Here is an 18,825-nt window from a genome sequence, read left to right as displayed (position 1 = left end):
GCGCAGCAACCGCCATTGGGTCTGCTTCGCAGCCCAGCGGGAGCAAGCTCCCTCGCCACACTGTTTTCTAACGGCTACTGTGCCCTCGCGCCCTGGCCGAACGCCTCATCCACCTTGGCCAGATCCTGTTCGTTCAAGGTGCCCGCGTAGTAATGCAACTTGGTCCAGGCCATCAGATAGTCGTAGCGTGCCTGCGCCAGATCCCGGCGGGTGGTAAATAGTTGTTGTTCGGCATTCAATGCGTCGAGGTTGACCCGTTCGCCGCCCAGAATGCTTTGTTTGGTCGAGACCACCAGCGCTTCGGCCGAGGTCAGGGCCTTCTGATAAGCGCGCAGCTTGTTGACCCCCGACAGGCAGGCGCTGAACTGGCGGCGCAGCTGGATCAAGGTTTCCCGGGTCTTGCCGTCCAGCTCGTACTCAGCCTGTTCCATGTTGCGGCTGGCCTGCCGGGTCGAGGCCGAGACGCCGCCACCGGCGTACAGCGGCACATTGACTTCAATACCGATGGTGTTGGTGTCGTAGCGCTGGTTGTAGGTGTTGCCGCTTTCCGATTCGTTCTGGCGCATCGAGGCGTAGGCGCTGACTTTCGGCAGGTGCCCGGCGCGGTTGCGTTCGACTTCATAGCGCGCCACTTCCACCGCCTGGCGCTGGGAAGCCAGGTTCGGGTTATTGGCCACCGCCATCTCGTGCCAGGTGTCGTAGTTGGCCGGTTGCAGGGTGAAGGTCTGGAAGTTCTGATCCAGTGGCGTCAGGTCGCCAATGTCGATGGCGGCTACACCCACCAGGGCGCCCAGTTCCCGCAGAGCCGCATCCTGTTCGTCCCGCGCCTCGATTTCCTCGGCGGTCGCCAGCTCGTAACGTGACTCGGCTTCGAGGATGTCGGTGCGCGTGCCTTCCCCTTGGCGGAACATCTGCTCGTTCTGCTGGAACTGCTCCTCGAAGGCTTTTTTCTTCGCGCGCGCGATGTCGATCTGGTCCTGGGCGAACAGCGCCTTGGTGTAATTCTCCAGCACGCGAACCAGCAGTTCCTGGCTCTTGCCACGGAAGTTTTCATCGGCGAACAGCGATTGCGCCACGCCTTTGCGATACGCAGCGTAAGCCTCGTAATCGAGCAACGGCTGTTGCAGGGTCAGGGTCGAGCCGTAACTGCTGTAGTTGCGATCTTCACTCTGGCTGTTACCGCGGGCATTCAGTTGCGTGACCTTGGAGGAGTTACGCCCCTTGTTGTAGTTGTAACCCAGCTTCGGCAATAGCCCGGCGCGGCCGATGTCGCGGTTTTCGAGGCCGGCATCGCGCTCCTTGATGGCACCGAGGAACACCGGATCATTGCGTAACGCTTGCTCGTAGATGTCGAACGGCCCCATGGCCATTGCGCTGTTGCACGTCAGCAAGGCCAGGGTCGCTGCGAGCAGGGAAAGCTTATTCATACAACCGAACATCCTTATTCCTCGGTCAACGCGGAGCCTGCCCGGTCGAGCAGCGGTTTGAACAGATAGTTGAGGAGTGAACGCTCACCGGTGCGCACGAACATTTCTGCCGGCATGCCAGGCTTGATCACCAGGCCGTTGAGTTTTTCCATGGCCTGATCGCTGACGCTGCTGCGCAGCACGTAATACGGCGCACCGGTTTTCTCATCGACCATTTGGTCGGCGGAAATCAGGCTGACTTCGCCCGGCACTCGCGGGGTACGGCTCTGGTTGAACGCGGTGAACAGAATGTCCACCGGCAAGTGCGTGCCGACCTTGTCGATCAGGTTGATCGGCAAGTGCCCTTCCACTTCCAGGCTGGTGCCTTGCGGGACAATCTCCAGCAGGTTTTCGCCCTGGCGTACTACCGCGCCTTCGGTATGAACCCCAAGGTTGACCGCAATGCCGTCGGCGGTGGCGACGATTTCGCTGTGTTGCAGGTCGAAGCCGGCGGAAGTCAGTTGCTCTTCCAGGGTCACGCTTTTGAGCTGCGCGTCGGCCAGTTGGCTGCGCACTTCCTTCTGGTATTCCTCGCTGTGCTGTTGCAGCTTCAGCCGGGATTCGAGGATGCCCTGCTCCACCCGCCCGCTTTCGCCGGTGTTCTCTGCCAATTGTTGCTGCACTTGCGACAGCTGACGCTGGTATTCCATCAAGCGGTTGCGCGGGATGTAACCGTTGTCTGCCAAGGGCTGCAGATTGCTCAACTGTTGTTGCAGGGAACTGGCCTGGGCCGTCAGGTCAGTGCGCGCGCGGCGCATGCCGGCCAGTTGCGCGCTGGCGCCTTCGATGTTCGCGCGCAAAGCGCCTTGCTCACGGGAAAACGCCTCGCGACGGCTGCTGAACAATTGCCGTTGGCCTTCAAGCACCAACGCCAGGCGGGGGTCGGGATCGTTGCTCAGCTCAGCGGGGAAATTCACCTGTTTGAGGTTGTCCCGTTCACTCTGCCAGCGCGCCAGGCTGGCCCACGCCATGCGGTATTGCGCTTGCAGCGATTGCACGTCGGCCGCGACCTGGGTCTGGTCGAGGCGGAACAGCGGCTGGCCTTGTTTCACTACTTGGCCTTCACGCACCAGAATCTGGCTGATCACGCCGTTGCTCATCGATTGCACGGCTTTGCGCTTGCCCGAGACCACCACGGTGCCTTGCACCGGGATGCCTTGATCGAGCGGCGCGAGGCTCGCCCAAGTGAAAAAACTGCCGGCGCCGACAATCGCCAGAATCCAGCCCATGCGGGCGAAGAAACGGGCGTCACGCTCAGGGCGTTCGGCAATGTAGTCGTGTTCCATCGTCGCTTCGCTGTCGTTGTTCATGCGTGTGCTGCTCATACACCCGAATTCCTGGTCGTGGGCTGGTACTGCCGGCTCATGCTGAGCCCGCCCGGTGCCTGCGCGGCTTTTTCACGTTGTGGTTCCTGAGCGCCTGACTGGTTGCCGGCAAGCGCCTTGAGCACGTCCTGGCTTGGGCCGAAGGCTTGCAAGCGACCTTCGTTGAGCACCAGCAACTTGTCGGCCTGGGCCAGGGCCGAAGAACGATGGGTGACCAGAATCACGCTGGTGCCCCGGGCCTTCATGTGTGCGATGGCGCCGGCCAGTGCCGCTTCGCCGACGGTATCGAGGTTGGAGTTCGGTTCATCCAGTACCACCAGGCTCGGATGGCCGTACAACGCACGAGCCAGGGCCACGCGTTGCTTCTGGCCACCGGACAAACCACTGCCGTTTTCGCCGAGCACGGTGTCGTAGCCCTGGGGCATGCGCAGGATCAATTCATGGACGCCAGCCTGTTGCGCGGCTTCGACGACTTTTTGCGGGTCTGCCTCACGGAATCGGGCGATGTTTTCGGCGATGCTGCCACTGAACAATTCGATGTCCTGGGGCAGATAGCCGATGTAAGGGCCGAGGTCGTCGCGGTTCCAGCGATGAATGTCCGCGCCGTCGAGGCGCACCGTGCCGCCCAGCGTCGGCCAGACGCCGACCAGCACCCGCGCCAGGGTCGATTTGCCGGAGCCGGAAGCCCCGAGCACGCCCAGCACTTCGCCGGCGCCGAGGTTGAAATTGACCATGTGCAAGGTCGCTGCCCGCTGCCCCGGCGGGCCGGCGCTGACTTGCTCGAACGTGATCTGGCCTTTCGGCGCCGGCAGCGCCATGGCCTCGTCACTCGCAGGAAAGGCTTGCAGCAAGGCGTCGAGGCGGCGGTACGCGAGTTTGGCGCCGCTCCACTGTTTCCACACGGCAATCAACTGATCGATGGGGCTCAGCACCCGGCCCATCAAAATGGAGCCGGCGATCATCATCCCGGCGGTCATGTCGCCCTTGATCACCAGCAAGGCGCCCAACCCCAAGACCAGGGATTGCAGGCACAGGCGCAGGGTTTTGCTCAAGGAACTGATGACCGCGCCGGTATCGCTGGCCTGATTCTGCAGGCCGAGAAAACGCGAGTGCACCCCGAACCAGCGCTTGCGCAATGCACCAAGCATGCCCATGGCTTGAATGGTTTCGGCGTTATGCAGATGACTGGTGGCCAGTTGGCTGGATTTCTGGGAAAACCCTGCCGCTTCGCCCAAAGGCTTTTTGGTCATGGCCTCGTTGAGGCAGGCCAGCCCGATCAGCAGCACCGCCCCTGCGGTGGCCAATACGCCGAGCCAGACGTTAAACAGGAAAATCACAAACAGATAGACCGGAAACCATGGCGCATCGAAGAAGGCAAACAGCGCCGGACCGGTGACAAACTGGCGAATATGGGTCAAGTCGCCCAGGGATTGCCCGGCGTTGCCCTCACCCTTGAACAGGTTGCGCTCGAAAGCAGCCTGATACACCCGCAGGTTGAGACGGCGCTCCAGTTGGCTGCCGATACGGATGACGATGAAACTGCGCACAGTCTCCAGCAACCCGATGAAGGCGAAGAACCCGACCACCATCAGCGACAACATCGCCAGTGTGGTTTCGTTTTGCGACGACAGCACCCGGTCATAAACCTGGAGCATATAAATCGACGGGACCAACATCAGAACGTTGATCAATGCGGTAAAGCAGCCGACGCTGATCAAGATGCTCTTATAGTCGCCCAGTGCCTTGAATAACGGTGCGGTGGCCGGGCTCTTCGCCATCTTCATTGGTTTTTCCTGAGGTATTAAACCTCGCCTCACTTGGCAAGGTTCCAATTAACTGTCCGCACACGGGTCGAGACATTCTTTTGCCGGTTATTGCTGACAGATTAATAACAACTCTTTGTGGACTTTAAAGAGTCTTGGTTATTGATCTGCTGCTTATAACTGCAACAACGGTCTTTATATTCAGTACCTGTCGTCGGTCCGACGCCTTTCGCTTATTGCGCTGCGCGCGTGAGCGTAATAATCAGCCCCGACTTCAAGGTGCTTTTATAAAGCCCCTCATGCTGTCGGCTGAAAAACACAATTCTTGAGCCTTCTTCCCCGGTCACGGCAATGCCGTCCGGCTCCGGGAACCAGCCCATCGCCGATTTGTTCAGCCAGGCACTGAAGCAATCGGCCCCCTCACCCAGGGTCTGGTCCGATTTAAGCTCTATCGTGCAGACATTCGACGGTTTGTCCTGCAGCGCCTGGGACTCGGGCGAGTCTTGCGCGGTATTCAAAATGGCTTGCCATTTGCCGGCGAGCTCCGACGGATCGGCTAATTTCAGACTGCTTGCCATGGCTACTTCTCCAAGAAACATCATCAGCGTCGCTAACAGCCACGCGGTTGTTTTGCAGGTAAAAGCGTTCTGGGTCATAGGGCGTTTTACTCTGGATCGGGGCAGAGAACGACGCGTAAAGCGCCGCCCTCCTTTATGCCTTGAATCAGGCCACGATGTCCGAGAACGCCGCCTGGCCAACGGTGCTGACCAGGAAATCAGCCACGCCGTGCCCGGAGAAGTCCACCGACAACAGGCTGTTGCCGCCCGAAGTGGTCAACACTGCATCGCCTGCCGCACCGGTGAACGAGTTCACGAAATGCAGGCCCGCGCCTTTGGTGATGCCGGTCAGGTCGATCTTGTCCAGGCCGCTGACAAAATCGAGGATCTGGTCGACCGCGCCTGGCTTGGAGTCGCTGCTGGCCGCGAACACGAAGGTGTCCGAACCCGAGCCGCCCCACAGTTTGTCTGCACCGCCCGCGCCGAAGAGGATGTCGTTGCCGGCACCGCCCTTCAGTTCGTTGGACACACTGTTACCGATCAACAGGTCGCTACCCGAGCCGCCAATCGCGTTCTCGATCGTGACGCCTTTGGCGATGGACACGTTGCCCACCAGGCCGCCAACGTCGGAGAACGAGGCTTCATTGAGGTTGATCTTCTGGTTCTGGGTAAAGCCGGAGAAATCCAGGGTGTCCTTGCCGCCCGCATCCCACACCGAAAACACGACTTTGTCCGACGAGGAAGATGCGCTCAAGAAGTCGCGACCGGCGTTGGAGTTGAAGCCGTAGGTGGTGTCACCGGTACGGGTGGTGGTGTTGGCACCGTAGAGTTTCTGGATGGCCGCGATATCGTCCATCAGCGGGCCGGAAGAATACGCTTCCACACCGCCCTTGCTGAAGTTTTGATCGGTATTGCTTTCACTCCAGTAACTCATGACGCTGTAACCGCGGGTGTCTTGCCCGTAAGTCGCGTCATTGTAGGTCGGTGCACCTTCACCGGCGTTGTAATCGCCAGGGTGGGCCAGCCCCAGGGTATGACCGATTTCGTGGGTCAGGGTCTGACGGCCGTAGTTGTTCAGGTCCGGCGTCTTGTTCGGCGTATAGCTGCTGTTGGTCAGGTACCACGAAGTGCCGTCATAACCGGCGCCCGTGCCAGGCAGATAAGCGAATGCCGCTGCGCCATCCTGACCACCGCTGTAGTTGCCGAAGGTCATGTGACCGTCACCGCCGGAGGACTTCTCGGTGAAGGTGACGTTGGCCACGTCGGCCCAGGATTGCATGGCGAGCACGGCCTGGGCTTTCTGTTGCGTATTGAACTGGCTGAACCCGGTAATGCCGTGCTTGTTCATGGTGCTCGACGAGGCCGAGGTCAGGAACGTGTAGGTAAGTTCGATTTTGCCACTGCCGTCCTTGTCCTGGTAAGCAGCGCCGTCACGCAGCAGCTGGGTAGCGGCCTGGTCGACGGAGAAGGAGGGTTTGCCATTGACCGTGAGATTGCCACCCCGATCATACTGATGGCTGAAACTATCGATCTGGTTGTAGGCAGAACTGGCGGCAGCCAATGGTGCAAAGGCCTGTTCGGCAAGATCAATAGCGTTGTCTTTTACTTTCGACATAAACACACTTCCTTGTTTAGCAATGGAACAGTTTTTGTCCGATACGACAATCTCTGGCGAGATCGTCCTATCACTCGCCCAATGAAGGCGTATGAAAACTGACACAATTCGAAATCAAACGTCTACATTTTTTTTGACGTCAAATTGAACTGTTTCGCAGAACTCCAGCAAACATTGCTTGTGCTGTCGAAAGATTGTTCTTAGTACAGGGTTTCAGCCGGATTGTCCGACAATTTCATATTTAAATATTAAATATTGGTAAGTTGTTTTTTTGTTGATTGGCTCTCTTTTTTTGGACTTCTTAGTATCAGTGCCAGTGTATTGATATCAATCAAATTAAACGTCCAGTTAGTTGCCGCAGTGGACAACGACAGGGCTCCGACGACCCGTTAATCCCGGCACCGCCCTCAGACCATGCTCGTGATTGCGGCCTGCTAGACTGATTACGCTCTGGCTTGCCAGGCCACCGCATCCGAACGGCCAAAGTCCCTGTCTCCTGATCTGGAGGTATCCCATGAGCAACAGTACCGAACTCACAACTTTTACCGGCTGGGCCGCAACATCGGCAGGCGCGCCGCTGGAGCGCTATAGCTACGACCCCGGTCCATTGGGCGCCGAGGAGGTGGAAGTCGCCGTGGAGTATTGCGGCGTCTGTCACTCCGACCAGTCGATGATCGATAACGAATGGGGCCTGAGCCACTACCCGTTTATCCCTGGCCACGAAGTAGTCGGCAGTATCGTGCGAGTGGGCGCACAGGTACGCGGTCTCGAAGTGGGGCAACGGGTGGGCATTGGTTGGTACAAGGGCAGTTGCATGCATTGCTCCTCGTGCATCGGAGGCTCCCACAATCTGTGCAGCACAGTCCAACCCACCATCGTTGGCAGCAATGGAGGCTTCGCCGATCGCCTGCGTTCGCACTGGGCCTGGGCGCTTGCGATACCGGACGGACTTGACCCGGCCATGGCCGGACCGCTGTTCTGCGCAGGCTCGACGGTGTTCAACCCGCTCGTGGAATTCGACGTCAAGCCCACTGACCGGGTCGGTGTCGTGGGAATCGGCGGCCTCGGTCATCTGGCACTGCGCTTTCTCAACGCCTGGGGCTGCGAGGTCACGGCCTTTACCTCGTCGTTGAGCAAGCAGGACGAAGCCAGGCGCCTGGGCGCGCACAACGTGCTCGCCTCTACCGACAGCAACGCGCTGAAATCCATTGCCGGCACCCTGGATTTTCTCCTGGTCACCGCCAACGCCGACCTCGACTGGCCGGCCATGCTCGGCACGCTGCGCGGCAAGGGTCGCCTGCACTTTGTCGGCGTCGTGCCTGGCGCTATTCCAGTGCACGTATTCAACCTGCTGCCCCAACAAAAGAGTGTGTCTGCCTCGCCGGTTGGCTCGCCCAGTACCACGGCAACCATGCTGGAATTCTGCGCCCGGCATCAGATCTTGCCGCAGGTCGAACACTTTCCCATGAGCCGGATCAACGACGCCATTGATCACCTACGCAGTGGCAAGGCGCGTTACCGCGTCGTGCTGGACGCCAGCAAATGACAGACTGGCGCGTCGGGTAATACCGCACGCGCCTTTTGCCATCGCTACTCGAGAGGTGTTGCAGGCAGACCGATCAGCTACCGGTCCTGATCTTGTTCCACACCCGCGTCCGCACCCGGTCGATGTTCAACGGCATCGCCTCAAGGGCAAACAATTTGCCCATCATTTCCGGGCTCGGATACACCTTGGTGTCGCTCTTGATCGCCGGATCGATCAGGCGGTCGGCCTGTTCGTTGCCGTTGGCGTAGTGCACGTAGTTGCTGATGCCGGCCATGACGTCGGGACGCAGCAGGTAGTTCATGAACGCGTAACCGGCTTTCTCGTCCGGGGCGTCGGCGGGCATGGCGACCATGTCGAACCAGATGGCCGCGCCTTCCTTGGGAATCGAATAGCCGATGTCCACACCATTCCCGGCTTCCTTGGCGCGGTTTTCCGCCTGGAGAATGTCGCCAGAGAAGCCGACGGCCACGCAGATATCGCCGTTGGCCAGGTCGCTGGAGTATTTGGATGAGTGGAAATAGCTGACATAGGGCCGGACTTTCATCAGCAGCGCTTCGGCCTTTTTATAGTCTTCGGGGTTCTTGCTGTGATGCGGCAGCCCCAGGTAATTCAACGCCGCCGGCAACAGTTCGGGCCCGTTGTCGAGGATCGCCACGCCGCACTTTTGCAGTTTTGCCATGTTCTCGGGCTTGAAGATCAGGTCCCAGGAATCCACCGGCGCGTTGTCGCCCAGCACCGCCTTGACCTTGGCCACGTTGTAGCCGATGCCGGTGCTGCCCCATAAATACGGGAAGCCATGCTCGTTGCCCGGGTCGTTGGCTTGTAACGTTTTGAGCAACACCGGGTTGAGGTTTTTCCAGTTCGGCAGCTGGCTCTTGTCGAGTTTCTTCAGGGCCCCGCCCTCAATCTGTCGGGCCATGAAGTGGTTGGACGGGAATACCACGTCATACCCGGATGTGCCGGTCATCAACTTGCCATCCAGGGTTTCGTTGCTGTCGAAGACGTCGTAACTGAAGGCGATACCGGTTTCTTTCTGGAAGTTTTTTGTGGTGTCCGGGGCGATGTAGTCCGACCAGTTGTAGATTTTCACGGTCTCGGCGGCCTGACTGAGGGTCGCGACGAGCGCAAGTGGAGCAAGCGTCAGTGTCTTTCGGATCATGGGTCGATTCCTGTATGGGTTGTTTTCTTTTTATTGGAGAACTGGCAGGCAATCAGAGATCAAAAAATCAAAACGTAGGTCTTGCGCACGGTTTCCTGGATGTCCCAGATGCCGAGGCTGTTGGCTGGCAACATCAGTGCATCGCCGTTCAGCGCATGAAACCTTCCATGAACCCCGCGACCCGGCCGGCCAGTTTGCGACGCCAGGGCGCGGTGGACGGATTGGCCAGGGTCTGGTCTTCGTGAACGAAGCTGCGGATGATTGCGTTGTAGCCCAGCCAGCGGCAGGGCTCCGGCTCCCAGGCCTTGAGCGCGTCGAGACCGCCCTCCGTAATCACCCACGGCTGGCGCACCAACTCGGTATCGCGCCGAAGAATCAGATCGGCCAGCGTCCGCCCGCCGAGGTTGCTGGCACCCACGCCTTCCCCGCCATAACCGCCCGACAAGGCGATGCCGCTGGCCTGATCGCAGAGCATGTGCGGCTTGAAGCGCCGGGACATCCCCAGGTTTCCGCCCCAGGCGTGGGTGATTCGCACGTTCTTGAGCTGCGGGAAGAGTTCACCGAACAGGTAGCGTCGTAACTGCACTTCGCTGGCGCTCAGCTCGAAGTCATGGCGCAACTTGCCGGCAAACTGATAGCCGCCACGGGCGCCAAACACCAGACGGTTGTCGGCCGTGCGCTGGCCGTAGGTGACCTGGCGGCTGCTTTCGCTGAACGCCTGACCATGGCTGAGGCCGATGTCGTCCCAGGTCGCGGCGGACAGCGGTTCGGTCGCCACCAGTAAACTCTGCACGGGCAATTGATAACGACCCAGCGGCGGCAACGTGACTGCGTAACCTTCTACCGCCGGCACGATCCAGCGGCTGCGAACCTGCGCGCGGGCGGTACGCAAACTGCCCGACTGCCACTGGGTGACCGGGCTGTTTTCATAAATTTTGACCCCCATGCGCTCCACCGTCCGTGCCAGACCTCGCACCAACTTTGCCGGGTGAATGGTCGCCACGTGCGGTGCATAGATACCGCCATAAGGTTTGGCAATTCTGATCTGTTGCGCCAATTGCTCGGTGTTGAGCCAGCGGTAGTCGGCCTCGGTCAGCCCTTGGCGGTAGAGCGCGTCCAGATAATTGCGCAGGCTGGCTTCCTGCTCCGGGTAACGCGCCGCACAGTAAAGCGCCCCGCCCTCGCGGTAATCGCAGTCAATGCCTTCTCGTTCGAGGACGATCTCTACTTCATCAGGGATGCTGTGCAACAGATCGAAAGAGGCGCGACGTTGTTCCGCCGGTAGTCCGGCGAGCAAGCGGTCTTCACCCAGCAGATTGCCCATCAACCAGCCGCCGTTACGGCCCGACGCACCAAACCCCGCGGTTTGGGCTTCGACGATGGCGATGTTCAGTCCCGGCGCCAGGCGTTTGAGGTAGTACGCCGTCCAGAGCCCGGTGTACCCGGCGCCAATGATGGCCACGTCGACGTCCAGGTCCTGTTCCAGCGCCGGGCGCGCCAGCATCGGCTCGTCGAGTTGATCCATCCACAAACTGATCGTTCGCCACGCTGCCATGCAAGACTCCGCCACTCAATACTTCGATGGCGTCGATCCTAGTGCGTGGGCTCAGGGGCCGTCTTGCGCGCGTGCACGCAAAGAAATTTGTTTGGCGTAAGCCTTGGGCGACAGACCGGTGTGCTGGCGGAAACAGCTGTAAAACGCCGACAGCGAATTGAAGCCTGCGGCAAAGGCCAGCTCATCGATACGCAGCGGCGGCGCGGCGCTGTCCAGTGCCGCGAGCAAATGCCGCAACCGCGCCTGATTGACGTAACGGTAGAAGCTTTGACCGAGCACCTGGTTCAACAGGTAGGAAATCTGATTGCGGCTGTAACCGCACTCCTTCGCCACCCGTTGCAGGTCGAGTTCGGGATCCAGGTACGGCTGCTGTCCCTGGAAATACTGCTGCAAGTCTTCGGCCATGAAACTCAGCTGTCGCGGTGACAACCCGAGCCGACTGACCGCCGGGCGCAGGTTGCGGGCGGCTTTGCCGGATGTTTGTTCATGTACAAGGGTGGCGTATTCATTGACCCGCCAGATCAGCCCGTCACGTACGGTGATCGCCTCGCTGGTCCGAAACGACACCAGCCCTTCACCGCCGCGAAGGGTGATGCGGTATTGAATGAACGCCGTGTTGCCATCCAGTCGAATACGGTCCGAGTGCTCCAGCGCCTCATCCGGATCCCGGGGCATGCTGTCGCGCACGTAGTCGCGCAACGCATCCAGCCCCATCACGCGGTTCTGGAAAAAGTCGTTGTACTGAATGTCCGGGTGATAAAGCGCCATCACACCATCCAGATCCCGGTGCTTCCAGCGCAGGTGGTAACGCATGACCGTGTCGCCCGTGGCCTGGGTTTGCGACGGACCATCATCATCGGCGTGCATAGAGGACTCGACGAGAAAAAACCGAGCTTGCCGAAGTTCTGTCCGGGCTTCAATGACCAATGGGATGCCCGGCAATGCTGGCCCTTGGCCGAGATGCCCGTATCTCATGACCTGCATCAAAAAAAACTGAACCAATCGCTGAACGGTCTGAAAAAATCCACATGATTTTCACATCCGGGTGCTACTTTTAAAGACAGTCACCGGTTGAGCCATTGAAGGCTCTTCCCTCCTAACATGAGCTAAAGGAAGCGCTCGATGAAGAAGGTGGGCAACACATGAATCAAGGTTCATTCAGCAAGGTTACTTTTCCAAATGCCTGCCAGCTGATGCGCTGGCATTTTCATCCCATGGGTTTCGAGGCGACCATGGATGCACCGGGCAGCATGGTTGCTCGCCTGTTCGACCGAGCCAGCGGCGAAACCATGATCGCCATTGCCGGCATTCCTTGTGCAACGGTCATGAACGCTGCCGATGTAGAGCGGATTATCGAAGCGGTCGAGGATGAGCTGGAAGCGTTCATTCCTCCGCAGACGCTCAGGAGTTATGCCTGACAGCCAACACCCGACAAAAAGCCCGCTTATCGATTTAGCGGGCTTTTTGTAGCAGCTGCCGAGCCCGATCGGCTTGTAGCAGCTGTCGAGCCTGCGAGGCAGCTGCTACAAGGAATGCGTCGCCGCAACTTGCATCAGCGCCTGGGCCAGATCGGCGCGTAGGTCTTCGACATCCTCCACCCCCACAGACAAACGCACCAGCGCATCGCTGATACCTAGCTGTGCGCGTGTTTCTGCGGGAATGGTGGCGTGAGTCATGATTGCCGGGTGCTCGATCAGGCTTTCCACCCCGCCCAGGCTCTCGGCCAAGGCAAAGATCCGCACACTCTCGAGAAAACGTCTGGCGCCCGTCAGGTCGCTGTTCAGCTCGACGGAAATCATCCCGCCGAACCCGCGCATCTGCCGCCGCGCCAATTCGTGCTGCGGGTGCGATGGCAGGCCCGGATAATACACGCGTGCCACTTGCGGCTGACGTTCCAGCCATTGCGCCAACTCCAGCGCGTTGCTGCAATGACGTTCCATGCGCAGCGCCAGGGTCTTCACCCCGCGCAAGGTGAGGAACGCGTCGAACGGCCCGGCGATCGCCCCCACTGCGTTCTGCAGAAAGCCCAGGCGCTCGGCCAGTTCTGCATTCTGCCCGACCACTGCGATGCCGCCGATCACGTCGGAATGACCGTTGAGGTACTTGGTGGTCGAGTGCAGCACGATATCAAAGCCCAATTCCAGAGGACGCTGGATCCACGGGCTGGCGAAGGTGTTGTCCGCCACGCAGATGATGCCGCGCTCGCGACAGATGCGTGCGACGGCGGCGAGGTCAGTGAGGCTGAGCAAAGGATTGCTCGGCGTCTCGACCCAGACCATCCGCGTGTCATGCTGCAGCGCCGCTTCGAAGGCCGCCAGGTTCGTCAGATCAACGAAGCTGAAGCGATGCCCCGCGCTGCGCCGGCGCACCCGTTCGAACAGACGGAAAGTCCCGCCGTACAAGTCATTGCCAGAAACGATGTGCGCACCCGCGTCGAGCAATTCGAGCACAGTGGCGATCGCCGCCAGCCCGGAGGCGAAAGCGAACGCCTGGGTGCCGCCCTCAAGGTCCGCCACGCAACGCTCCAGGGCAAAGCGCGTCGGGTTGTGCGAACGCCCGTAATCGAAGCCCTTGTGCACACCGGGGCTCTGCTGCGCATAGGTGGAGTTGGCGTAAATCGGCGGCATCAGCGCCCCGGTGGTCGGGTCCGGCGTCTGTCCGGCATGGATCACACGGGTGGCAAAGCCCCGTGGCGCGGTGCTTTCATCGTGCTGACTCATGCCAGGGACCTCCGCAAGTGATTGAGCATGTCGACGCGGGTAATCAGGCCATGGAAGCCCGAGGTGTCGGCGATGATCGCCACCAGCCCACGGTCGAGCACCGCCTCCAGTTCAGCAAGACTGGCGCCGGGAGGCAGGGTTTCGAGTTTGTCGGTCATCGCGCTGGTCACGGTCATGCGAAAGTGCGTGGCGTCTTCATGCACGCCAAACAGAATATCGGACTCGTCGATGACCCCGACCAGCCGCTGCCCGTCCACCAGCACCGGCAGTTGCGACACATCCGCCAGGCGCATGCGCTGGAAGGCGGTGAGCAAGGTGTCGTCCGGGCCGACGCTGACCACCCGGCCATCCTCGAAACGCCGCGCGATCAGGTCACGCAAATCGCCGTAGCGTTTGCGCGCAAGCAGGCCCTGATCGTTCATCCACTGGTCGTTGTAGATCTTCGACAGATAACGGGTGCCGGTGTCGCAAACGAAACTGACCACCCGCTTCGGCTCGGTCTGCTCGCGGCAGTAACGCAATGCCGCCGCCAGCAAGGTGCCAGTCGAAGAGCCGCCGAGAATGCCTTCGGCGCGCAGCAGCTGGCGGGCATGATCGAAGCTTTCCTCATCGCTGATCGAATAGGCCTTGCGCACGCTGGAAAGGTCGGCAATCGACGGAATGAAGTCCTCACCGATGCCCTCCACCGCCCAGGAGCCGGGCGTACCAAGGGTGCCGCTGCGGCTGTATTCCGCCATCACCGAGCCGACCGGGTCGGCCAACACCATTTCCAGATTCGGTTGTACGCGCAGAAAGAAACGAGTCAGCCCGGTCAGCGTGCCGGCCGAACCGACACCAACCACGATGGCATCCACATCATGCTGAGTCTGCGCCCAGATCTCCGGCGCGGTGCTGCACTCGTGGGCCAGCGGGTTGGCCGGGTTGTTGAACTGATCGGCGAAGAAGGCGTCGGGAATGTCCTTGGCCAGCCGCGCAGCGACGTCCTGGTAATAATCGGGATGGCCCTTGCCGACGTCGGAGCGGGTGATATGCACCTCGGCGCCCATCGCCTTGAGGTGAAGGACTTTTTCGGTGGACATCTTGTCCGGCACCACCAGCACCACCCGGTAACCCTTGGCGCGGCCGACCAGAGCCAGCCCCAGGCCAGTGTTGCCGGCCGTGGCCTCGACGATGGTACCGCCGGGGCGCAGGCGACCGTCGCGCTCGGCGGCGTCGATCATCGCCAGGCCGATGCGATCCTTGATCGAACCACCGGGGTTCTGCGATTCAAGCTTGAGGAACAGTGTGCATGGGCCGGTATCGAAGCGGCTGATACGCACCAGCGGCGTATTGCCGATCAGTTCGAGCACGGCGGGACGGGAGTTGTTCGGCATGTCGTCACCTCGCTACGGGTATCCGCACTGGATGGACAGCGACCTGAAGCGTGTCGAGCGCCTCGTCGCAATCAAAGCCTCGCTTGGACCATAGGCCGGGATCGCGCCCCTCGCAACTTTTGTGGCGAGCGAGCTTGTTGTGGCGAGGGAGCTTGCTCCCGCTTGAGTGCGCAGCGCTCACAAAAATCGGCAATGCTTGTCGCATTTTTGGGGCCGCTACGCAGCCCAGCGGGAGCAAGCTCCCTCGCCACAGGTTTTTTGACTCAAGACTCTCTTGAGGTTCAGGCCTGCACTTTTCCCTGACGGTGATCGGCAAAAAACGCCTTGCCCTTGCCGATCCGGTCGGAGGCCTTGGGCATATTCGCCGCCTGGGTATCCTGGCCATCGACATACCAGTAGCAATGGCTCACCGCCCGGGTGATGCCCACGTAGGCCAGACGCAGGATCTCGTCTTTCTGTGCGCTGTCGTAGGGCTCGCTGTCGCCGGCCTTGCCGAGTCCGGCCATGCGATAGACCTGGTTCTTGTAAGGCGAACTGGTCAGATGCTGGCAATCTCCCAGCAGGAATACCGCATCAGCTTGCAGGCCCTTGGCGCTGTGATAGGTCAGTTGCTTGAGCCGCCGCGCGTCGTACGGCAAGCTAGAATCCACATTAACTACAGACTGAATATGCTCTTCTATCAATGACTTATCGCTACTTTTTCGATAAAGCATCAAGATTGAATCGCCTTTTCTGTAGTGCTCGATCAGGCGCTGGGCCATACCCTGGTCATCCCGATCGAGAACGTTCACCGGCAGCAACGCCTTGGGTTCTCCGCTGGCCTTGGCCTTCTTGCCGGCGATTGCCGGTGCGGCGCGGACGATGTGCTCCGCCGCGTCGATGATGTGCTGATGGCTGCGGTAATTGTCGCTGAGCATCACCTTGGTCGTGCTCGGTGACGGGAACTCCTTGTTGAACTCCATGAAATAGCTCGGCGAACTGCCACGCCAGCCGTAGATCGATTGCCAGTCGTCCCCCACACACAGCAATGACGAACGTTGCGCCCCTCGCCCTACGTGCATGGCCGGGCCACGACTGCGGATCTCGGCCAGGCTGGCGCGAATCCAGGAAACGATCTGCGGCGACACGTCCTGGAACTCATCGATCATCAAGTGCGACATTGGCCTGAGCAGTTCATCGCCGAGCAACTTGAGATTCTCCGGTGAATGCTCGCTGAACAGGGCAAACATCCGGTTGTAGGTCATCACGGGTGGCGATTGATCCAGCAGATGATCTTCCAGCGCTCGCCAGAACAGGCTCAAGGCCTCGAAGAAGAATCGGTCCGGGTCATCTTTGGCGAAACTCATCTGGCCCACGGCATTGGGCACATCCAGGCCGAGGTTTTCGATAAACCCGGCTGCCGCGACAAAACAGTCCAGCAACGGCGCGGAAGCCAGCTCGCCCTTGACCTTGTAATCGAAGCCCGGCCCGGCGCTGGCGTCACCGGCAAGCGACGCCAAAACACGTTTTGAAGATTCGTAACTATCAAGCCATATCAATGGCTTATGACAGAAAGCTTGAAACAAGGTGCGCTTTACAGCCCATTCCGCACGCACGGTCAGCTTGGCATTCGGGCGGCTGACCTGGGGATTTTCCCGAGGATCGAAACCCAGCACCACCCAGGCATCCAGCGCCGGAATGTAACCGTGGCAATGGAAGGTCGAACCGTTGATGTCGAAGGCCTGACGATTCGGCTCGATGCCCTTGATCGGCCAAGCGCCGGCGCGAAACCACAGGTCCTCGATGGTGTCGCACAGCTCTTCATCGCGCTTGGCCGCCAGTTCAGTCACCGCCATGCGCTTTTGCACGTCCGGGTGATCGCGCTCCAGTTCCTTGAGCTGCAAGGCGTGACGAGACAACGGCTTGATCAATTCGCGGAAACGCTCATCGCGGGTATGCAGGCTGTGATAGCAGGCGTTGAGTTGTTGGCGCTGGGCATCGTTGATTCGCAGGTCGAAGGGGTTGCTGTCGACCTCCTCATCGGTGCCCTGCACGCGAAAGCTGAGGTTTTCGAAGGCTTGCAGTCGTTCGAAACCCGGCAGGCTGCGCACCATTGGCAGGATCCGCGAATGAAAAGTACGCACCAGGTCCCGCGCTTCTTTGAAACTGAGTGCCCGACCCCACACGGCAAACAGTTCGATCAGCTTATTGATGAAGTCCTTGCGCGACTCGCGAGTGAAGGTCACCACGGTCATCGAGCTCAGCTCAAACCCCAGGTAATGGCTGAGCAGCAGGATACGCAACACCAGGGTGGTCGACTTGCCCGCGCCCGCGCCGGCGATCACCGAAGTCGACGGTGTGTCACTGAAGATCATTTTCCATTGGGCAGCGCTCGGCTGGGCATGCGCAGGCAGCAGTCGCGCCACGTCGGCCTTCATGCGCTTCTTCAGCTCGGCGCTCAATGGCAGGCGCCAATCGTCGAACAGGTTGTCATCGACGTTGGGCGGTCGATGCTCGGTCGAGCGCGAGTCACGGATCAGCAGCACTTGCCGGCCTTCTTCCAGACCCTCGAGCTTGCCTTCCTTATAGCCGTATTCCACGCCAGCGCTGTGACCGCTGCGAAAACCGTCGGCTTGCCCGTGCAGCCAGGACGCACGGTGTTGCGCGCGCAGGCGGGTCAGGCCGTGGCCAAAGAACCGGGCGGCCAGACGTTTGAGCAAAGGCATCTCGGCCAGGGGACGAAGTTCGGGCGGAAGATCGGGTGTGTGTTGCGGCACGCAGGCGGACTCCAGTGTGTAAGGCTGTCGGGGGCTATGGTGTCTGCATTTGCCGTTGAGTTCTAGTGAAATGCTTACAGGTCATTGGCTTATGCGATGAAGTGAAGGCTGGATGAGAAAAATTCGAGATTATTCGGTATCAAATAATTCGATTGTATTGAGGCATTTTTTACGCTTTTTATCGATGGGTACCTGATGGATGATACTGACCATCAACCACCGGTTCTCGTTTGTGGCTCAGACGTTCTGCCCCCATGACGAACCTTTTTCAGGAGACGATCATGCTTGAACTCAGACCTTTCAACTCCCTGGGCGGCGCGCACCATGGCTGGCTGGATGCCCATCACCACTTTTCGTTCGCCGAGTACTACGACCCCAAACGCATGAACTGGGGCAACCTGCGGGTGTGGAACGATGACGTGATTGCCCCCGGCACCGGGTTCCCGCAACACCCGCACCGGGACATGGAAATCATCACCTACGTTCGTGAAGGCGCGATTACCCACCAGGACAACCTGGGCAACAAGGGCCGTACCGAAGCCGGTGATGTGCAGGTCATGAGTGCCGGCACCGGGATCGCCCACAGTGAGTACAACCTGGAAGCGACCGAGACCCGGATCTTTCAGATCTGGATCATCCCCAACGAAACCGGTCTGGCACCGTCGTGGGGCGCCAAGCCCTTCCCCAAAGGCCAGCGCGAAGGCTTCGTGACCCTGGCCAGTGGCAAGGCCGGCGACGATCAAAGCCTGCGGATTCGCGCCGATGCACGTCTGGTGGCGGCCAACCTGAAAGCCGGGGAAACGGCTGAATATCGTCTGGACAGTGGCCGTCGCGCTTATCTGGTGCCAGCGACAGGAGCGATTGAAGTCAATGGCTTGCGCACACAAGCTCGAGACGGGGTCGCGGTTGCCGATGAGCAAGTGTTGCGGGTGACTGCGATCGAAGACAGCGAAATCGTCTTGGTAGATGTGGCTTGAGGCGGTAAATGCG

Annotated in this window: 14 protein-coding genes and 1 pseudogene; 3 read left to right on the top strand and 12 right to left on the bottom strand. The window is 59.9% G+C overall.

The features are described from left to right. Nucleotides 1-74 precede the first annotated feature (74 nt). From ACEN8R_RS09330 to ACEN8R_RS09310, 5 genes are all read right to left on the bottom strand, one after another. On the bottom strand, nucleotides 75-1,439 hold the full coding sequence (locus tag ACEN8R_RS09330; protein WP_495624773.1) for a TolC family outer membrane protein: 1,365 nt from the start codon (nucleotides 1,437-1,439) through the stop codon (nucleotides 75-77). A gap of 2 nt (nucleotides 1,440-1,441) precedes the next feature. Further along, the gene (locus tag ACEN8R_RS09325; protein WP_111453380.1) at nucleotides 1,442-2,791 is read right to left on the bottom strand and encodes an HlyD family type I secretion periplasmic adaptor subunit; all 1,350 of its coding nucleotides are present in this window, start codon (nucleotides 2,789-2,791) and stop codon (nucleotides 1,442-1,444) included. Further along, nucleotides 2,788-4,575: a type I secretion system permease/ATPase gene (locus ACEN8R_RS09320; RefSeq protein ID WP_495624772.1), complete on the bottom strand. Its 1,788-nt coding sequence runs from the start codon at nucleotides 4,573-4,575 to the stop codon at nucleotides 2,788-2,790. Before ACEN8R_RS09320 ends, ACEN8R_RS09325 begins: the two co-directional genes overlap by 4 nt. Before the next feature lie 212 nt (nucleotides 4,576-4,787). Continuing rightward, the gene (locus ACEN8R_RS09315; RefSeq protein WP_018926003.1) at nucleotides 4,788-5,210 is read right to left on the bottom strand and encodes an AprI/Inh family metalloprotease inhibitor; all 423 of its coding nucleotides are present in this window, start codon (nucleotides 5,208-5,210) and stop codon (nucleotides 4,788-4,790) included. 67 nt (nucleotides 5,211-5,277) lie between these two features. Continuing rightward, nucleotides 5,278-6,726, bottom strand: a complete 1,449-nt coding sequence (locus ACEN8R_RS09310) for a serralysin family metalloprotease (protein WP_018926004.1) — start codon at nucleotides 6,724-6,726, stop codon at nucleotides 5,278-5,280. A 514-nt stretch (nucleotides 6,727-7,240) separates the two neighbouring features. Here ACEN8R_RS09310 and ahr point away from each other — a divergent pair. Beyond that, nucleotides 7,241-8,272: an NADPH-dependent aldehyde reductase Ahr gene (gene ahr, locus ACEN8R_RS09305; protein ID WP_192350563.1), complete on the top strand. Its 1,032-nt coding sequence runs from the start codon at nucleotides 7,241-7,243 to the stop codon at nucleotides 8,270-8,272. Between the two features lie 73 nt (nucleotides 8,273-8,345). On the opposite strand, the gene ACEN8R_RS09300 is transcribed toward ahr, so the two are convergent. The 4 genes and pseudogenes from ACEN8R_RS09300 to ACEN8R_RS09285 all read right to left on the bottom strand — a co-directional run bounded on the left by ACEN8R_RS09300 (nucleotide 8,346) and on the right by ACEN8R_RS09285 (nucleotide 11,853). Beyond that, entirely contained in the window at nucleotides 8,346-9,431 is a 1,086-nt protein-coding gene (locus ACEN8R_RS09300) for a polyamine ABC transporter substrate-binding protein (protein WP_495624771.1), read from the bottom strand. A gap of 59 nt (nucleotides 9,432-9,490) precedes the next feature. Continuing rightward, nucleotides 9,491-9,577 (bottom strand): annotated as a pseudogene (locus ACEN8R_RS09295) (cupin domain-containing protein); the annotation flags it as partial. 2 nt (nucleotides 9,578-9,579) lie between these two features. Beyond that, nucleotides 9,580-10,986, bottom strand: coding sequence for an NAD(P)/FAD-dependent oxidoreductase (locus tag ACEN8R_RS09290; protein ID WP_495624770.1), 1,407 nt, complete (start codon nucleotides 10,984-10,986; stop codon nucleotides 9,580-9,582). A 51-nt stretch (nucleotides 10,987-11,037) separates the two neighbouring features. Continuing rightward, on the bottom strand, nucleotides 11,038-11,853 hold the full coding sequence (locus tag ACEN8R_RS09285) for an AraC family transcriptional regulator (RefSeq protein WP_018926008.1): 816 nt from the start codon (nucleotides 11,851-11,853) through the stop codon (nucleotides 11,038-11,040). 275 nt (nucleotides 11,854-12,128) lie between these two features. Between ACEN8R_RS09285 and ACEN8R_RS09280 the strand changes: the two genes are divergently transcribed. After that, the gene (locus ACEN8R_RS09280; protein WP_018926009.1) at nucleotides 12,129-12,404 is read left to right on the top strand and encodes a DUF1652 domain-containing protein; all 276 of its coding nucleotides are present in this window, start codon (nucleotides 12,129-12,131) and stop codon (nucleotides 12,402-12,404) included. Between the two features lie 105 nt (nucleotides 12,405-12,509). Here ACEN8R_RS09280 and ACEN8R_RS09275 read toward each other — a convergent pair whose 3' ends face one another. The 3 genes from ACEN8R_RS09275 to ACEN8R_RS09265 all read right to left on the bottom strand — a co-directional run bounded on the left by ACEN8R_RS09275 (nucleotide 12,510) and on the right by ACEN8R_RS09265 (nucleotide 17,835). Then, the gene (locus ACEN8R_RS09275) at nucleotides 12,510-13,706 is read right to left on the bottom strand and encodes a cystathionine gamma-synthase (RefSeq protein ID WP_018926010.1); all 1,197 of its coding nucleotides are present in this window, start codon (nucleotides 13,704-13,706) and stop codon (nucleotides 12,510-12,512) included. Further along, nucleotides 13,703-15,079: a pyridoxal-phosphate dependent enzyme gene (locus ACEN8R_RS09270; protein WP_018926011.1), complete on the bottom strand. Its 1,377-nt coding sequence runs from the start codon at nucleotides 15,077-15,079 to the stop codon at nucleotides 13,703-13,705. The genes ACEN8R_RS09275 and ACEN8R_RS09270 overlap by 4 nt, the downstream gene beginning before the upstream one ends. Nucleotides 15,080-15,360: 281 nt before the next feature. Continuing rightward, nucleotides 15,361-17,835 carry a UvrD-helicase domain-containing protein gene (locus tag ACEN8R_RS09265; RefSeq protein ID WP_018926012.1) on the bottom strand — a complete coding sequence of 825 codons (2,475 nt, stop codon included), beginning with the start codon at nucleotides 17,833-17,835 and terminating at the stop codon, nucleotides 15,361-15,363. A gap of 281 nt (nucleotides 17,836-18,116) precedes the next feature. Here ACEN8R_RS09265 and ACEN8R_RS09260 point away from each other — a divergent pair, with 281 nt between their 5' ends. Beyond that, a complete protein-coding gene (locus tag ACEN8R_RS09260) occupies nucleotides 18,117-18,812 on the top strand; it encodes a pirin family protein (protein ID WP_495624769.1) in 696 nt (231 codons plus the stop codon). Nucleotides 18,813-18,825 lie beyond the last annotated feature (13 nt).

The organism is Pseudomonas sp. Pseusp15, from assembly GCF_059492165.1.
The sequence above is the reverse complement of the archived record's forward strand: the minus strand, read 5'-3'. Positions and strand labels throughout refer to the sequence as shown.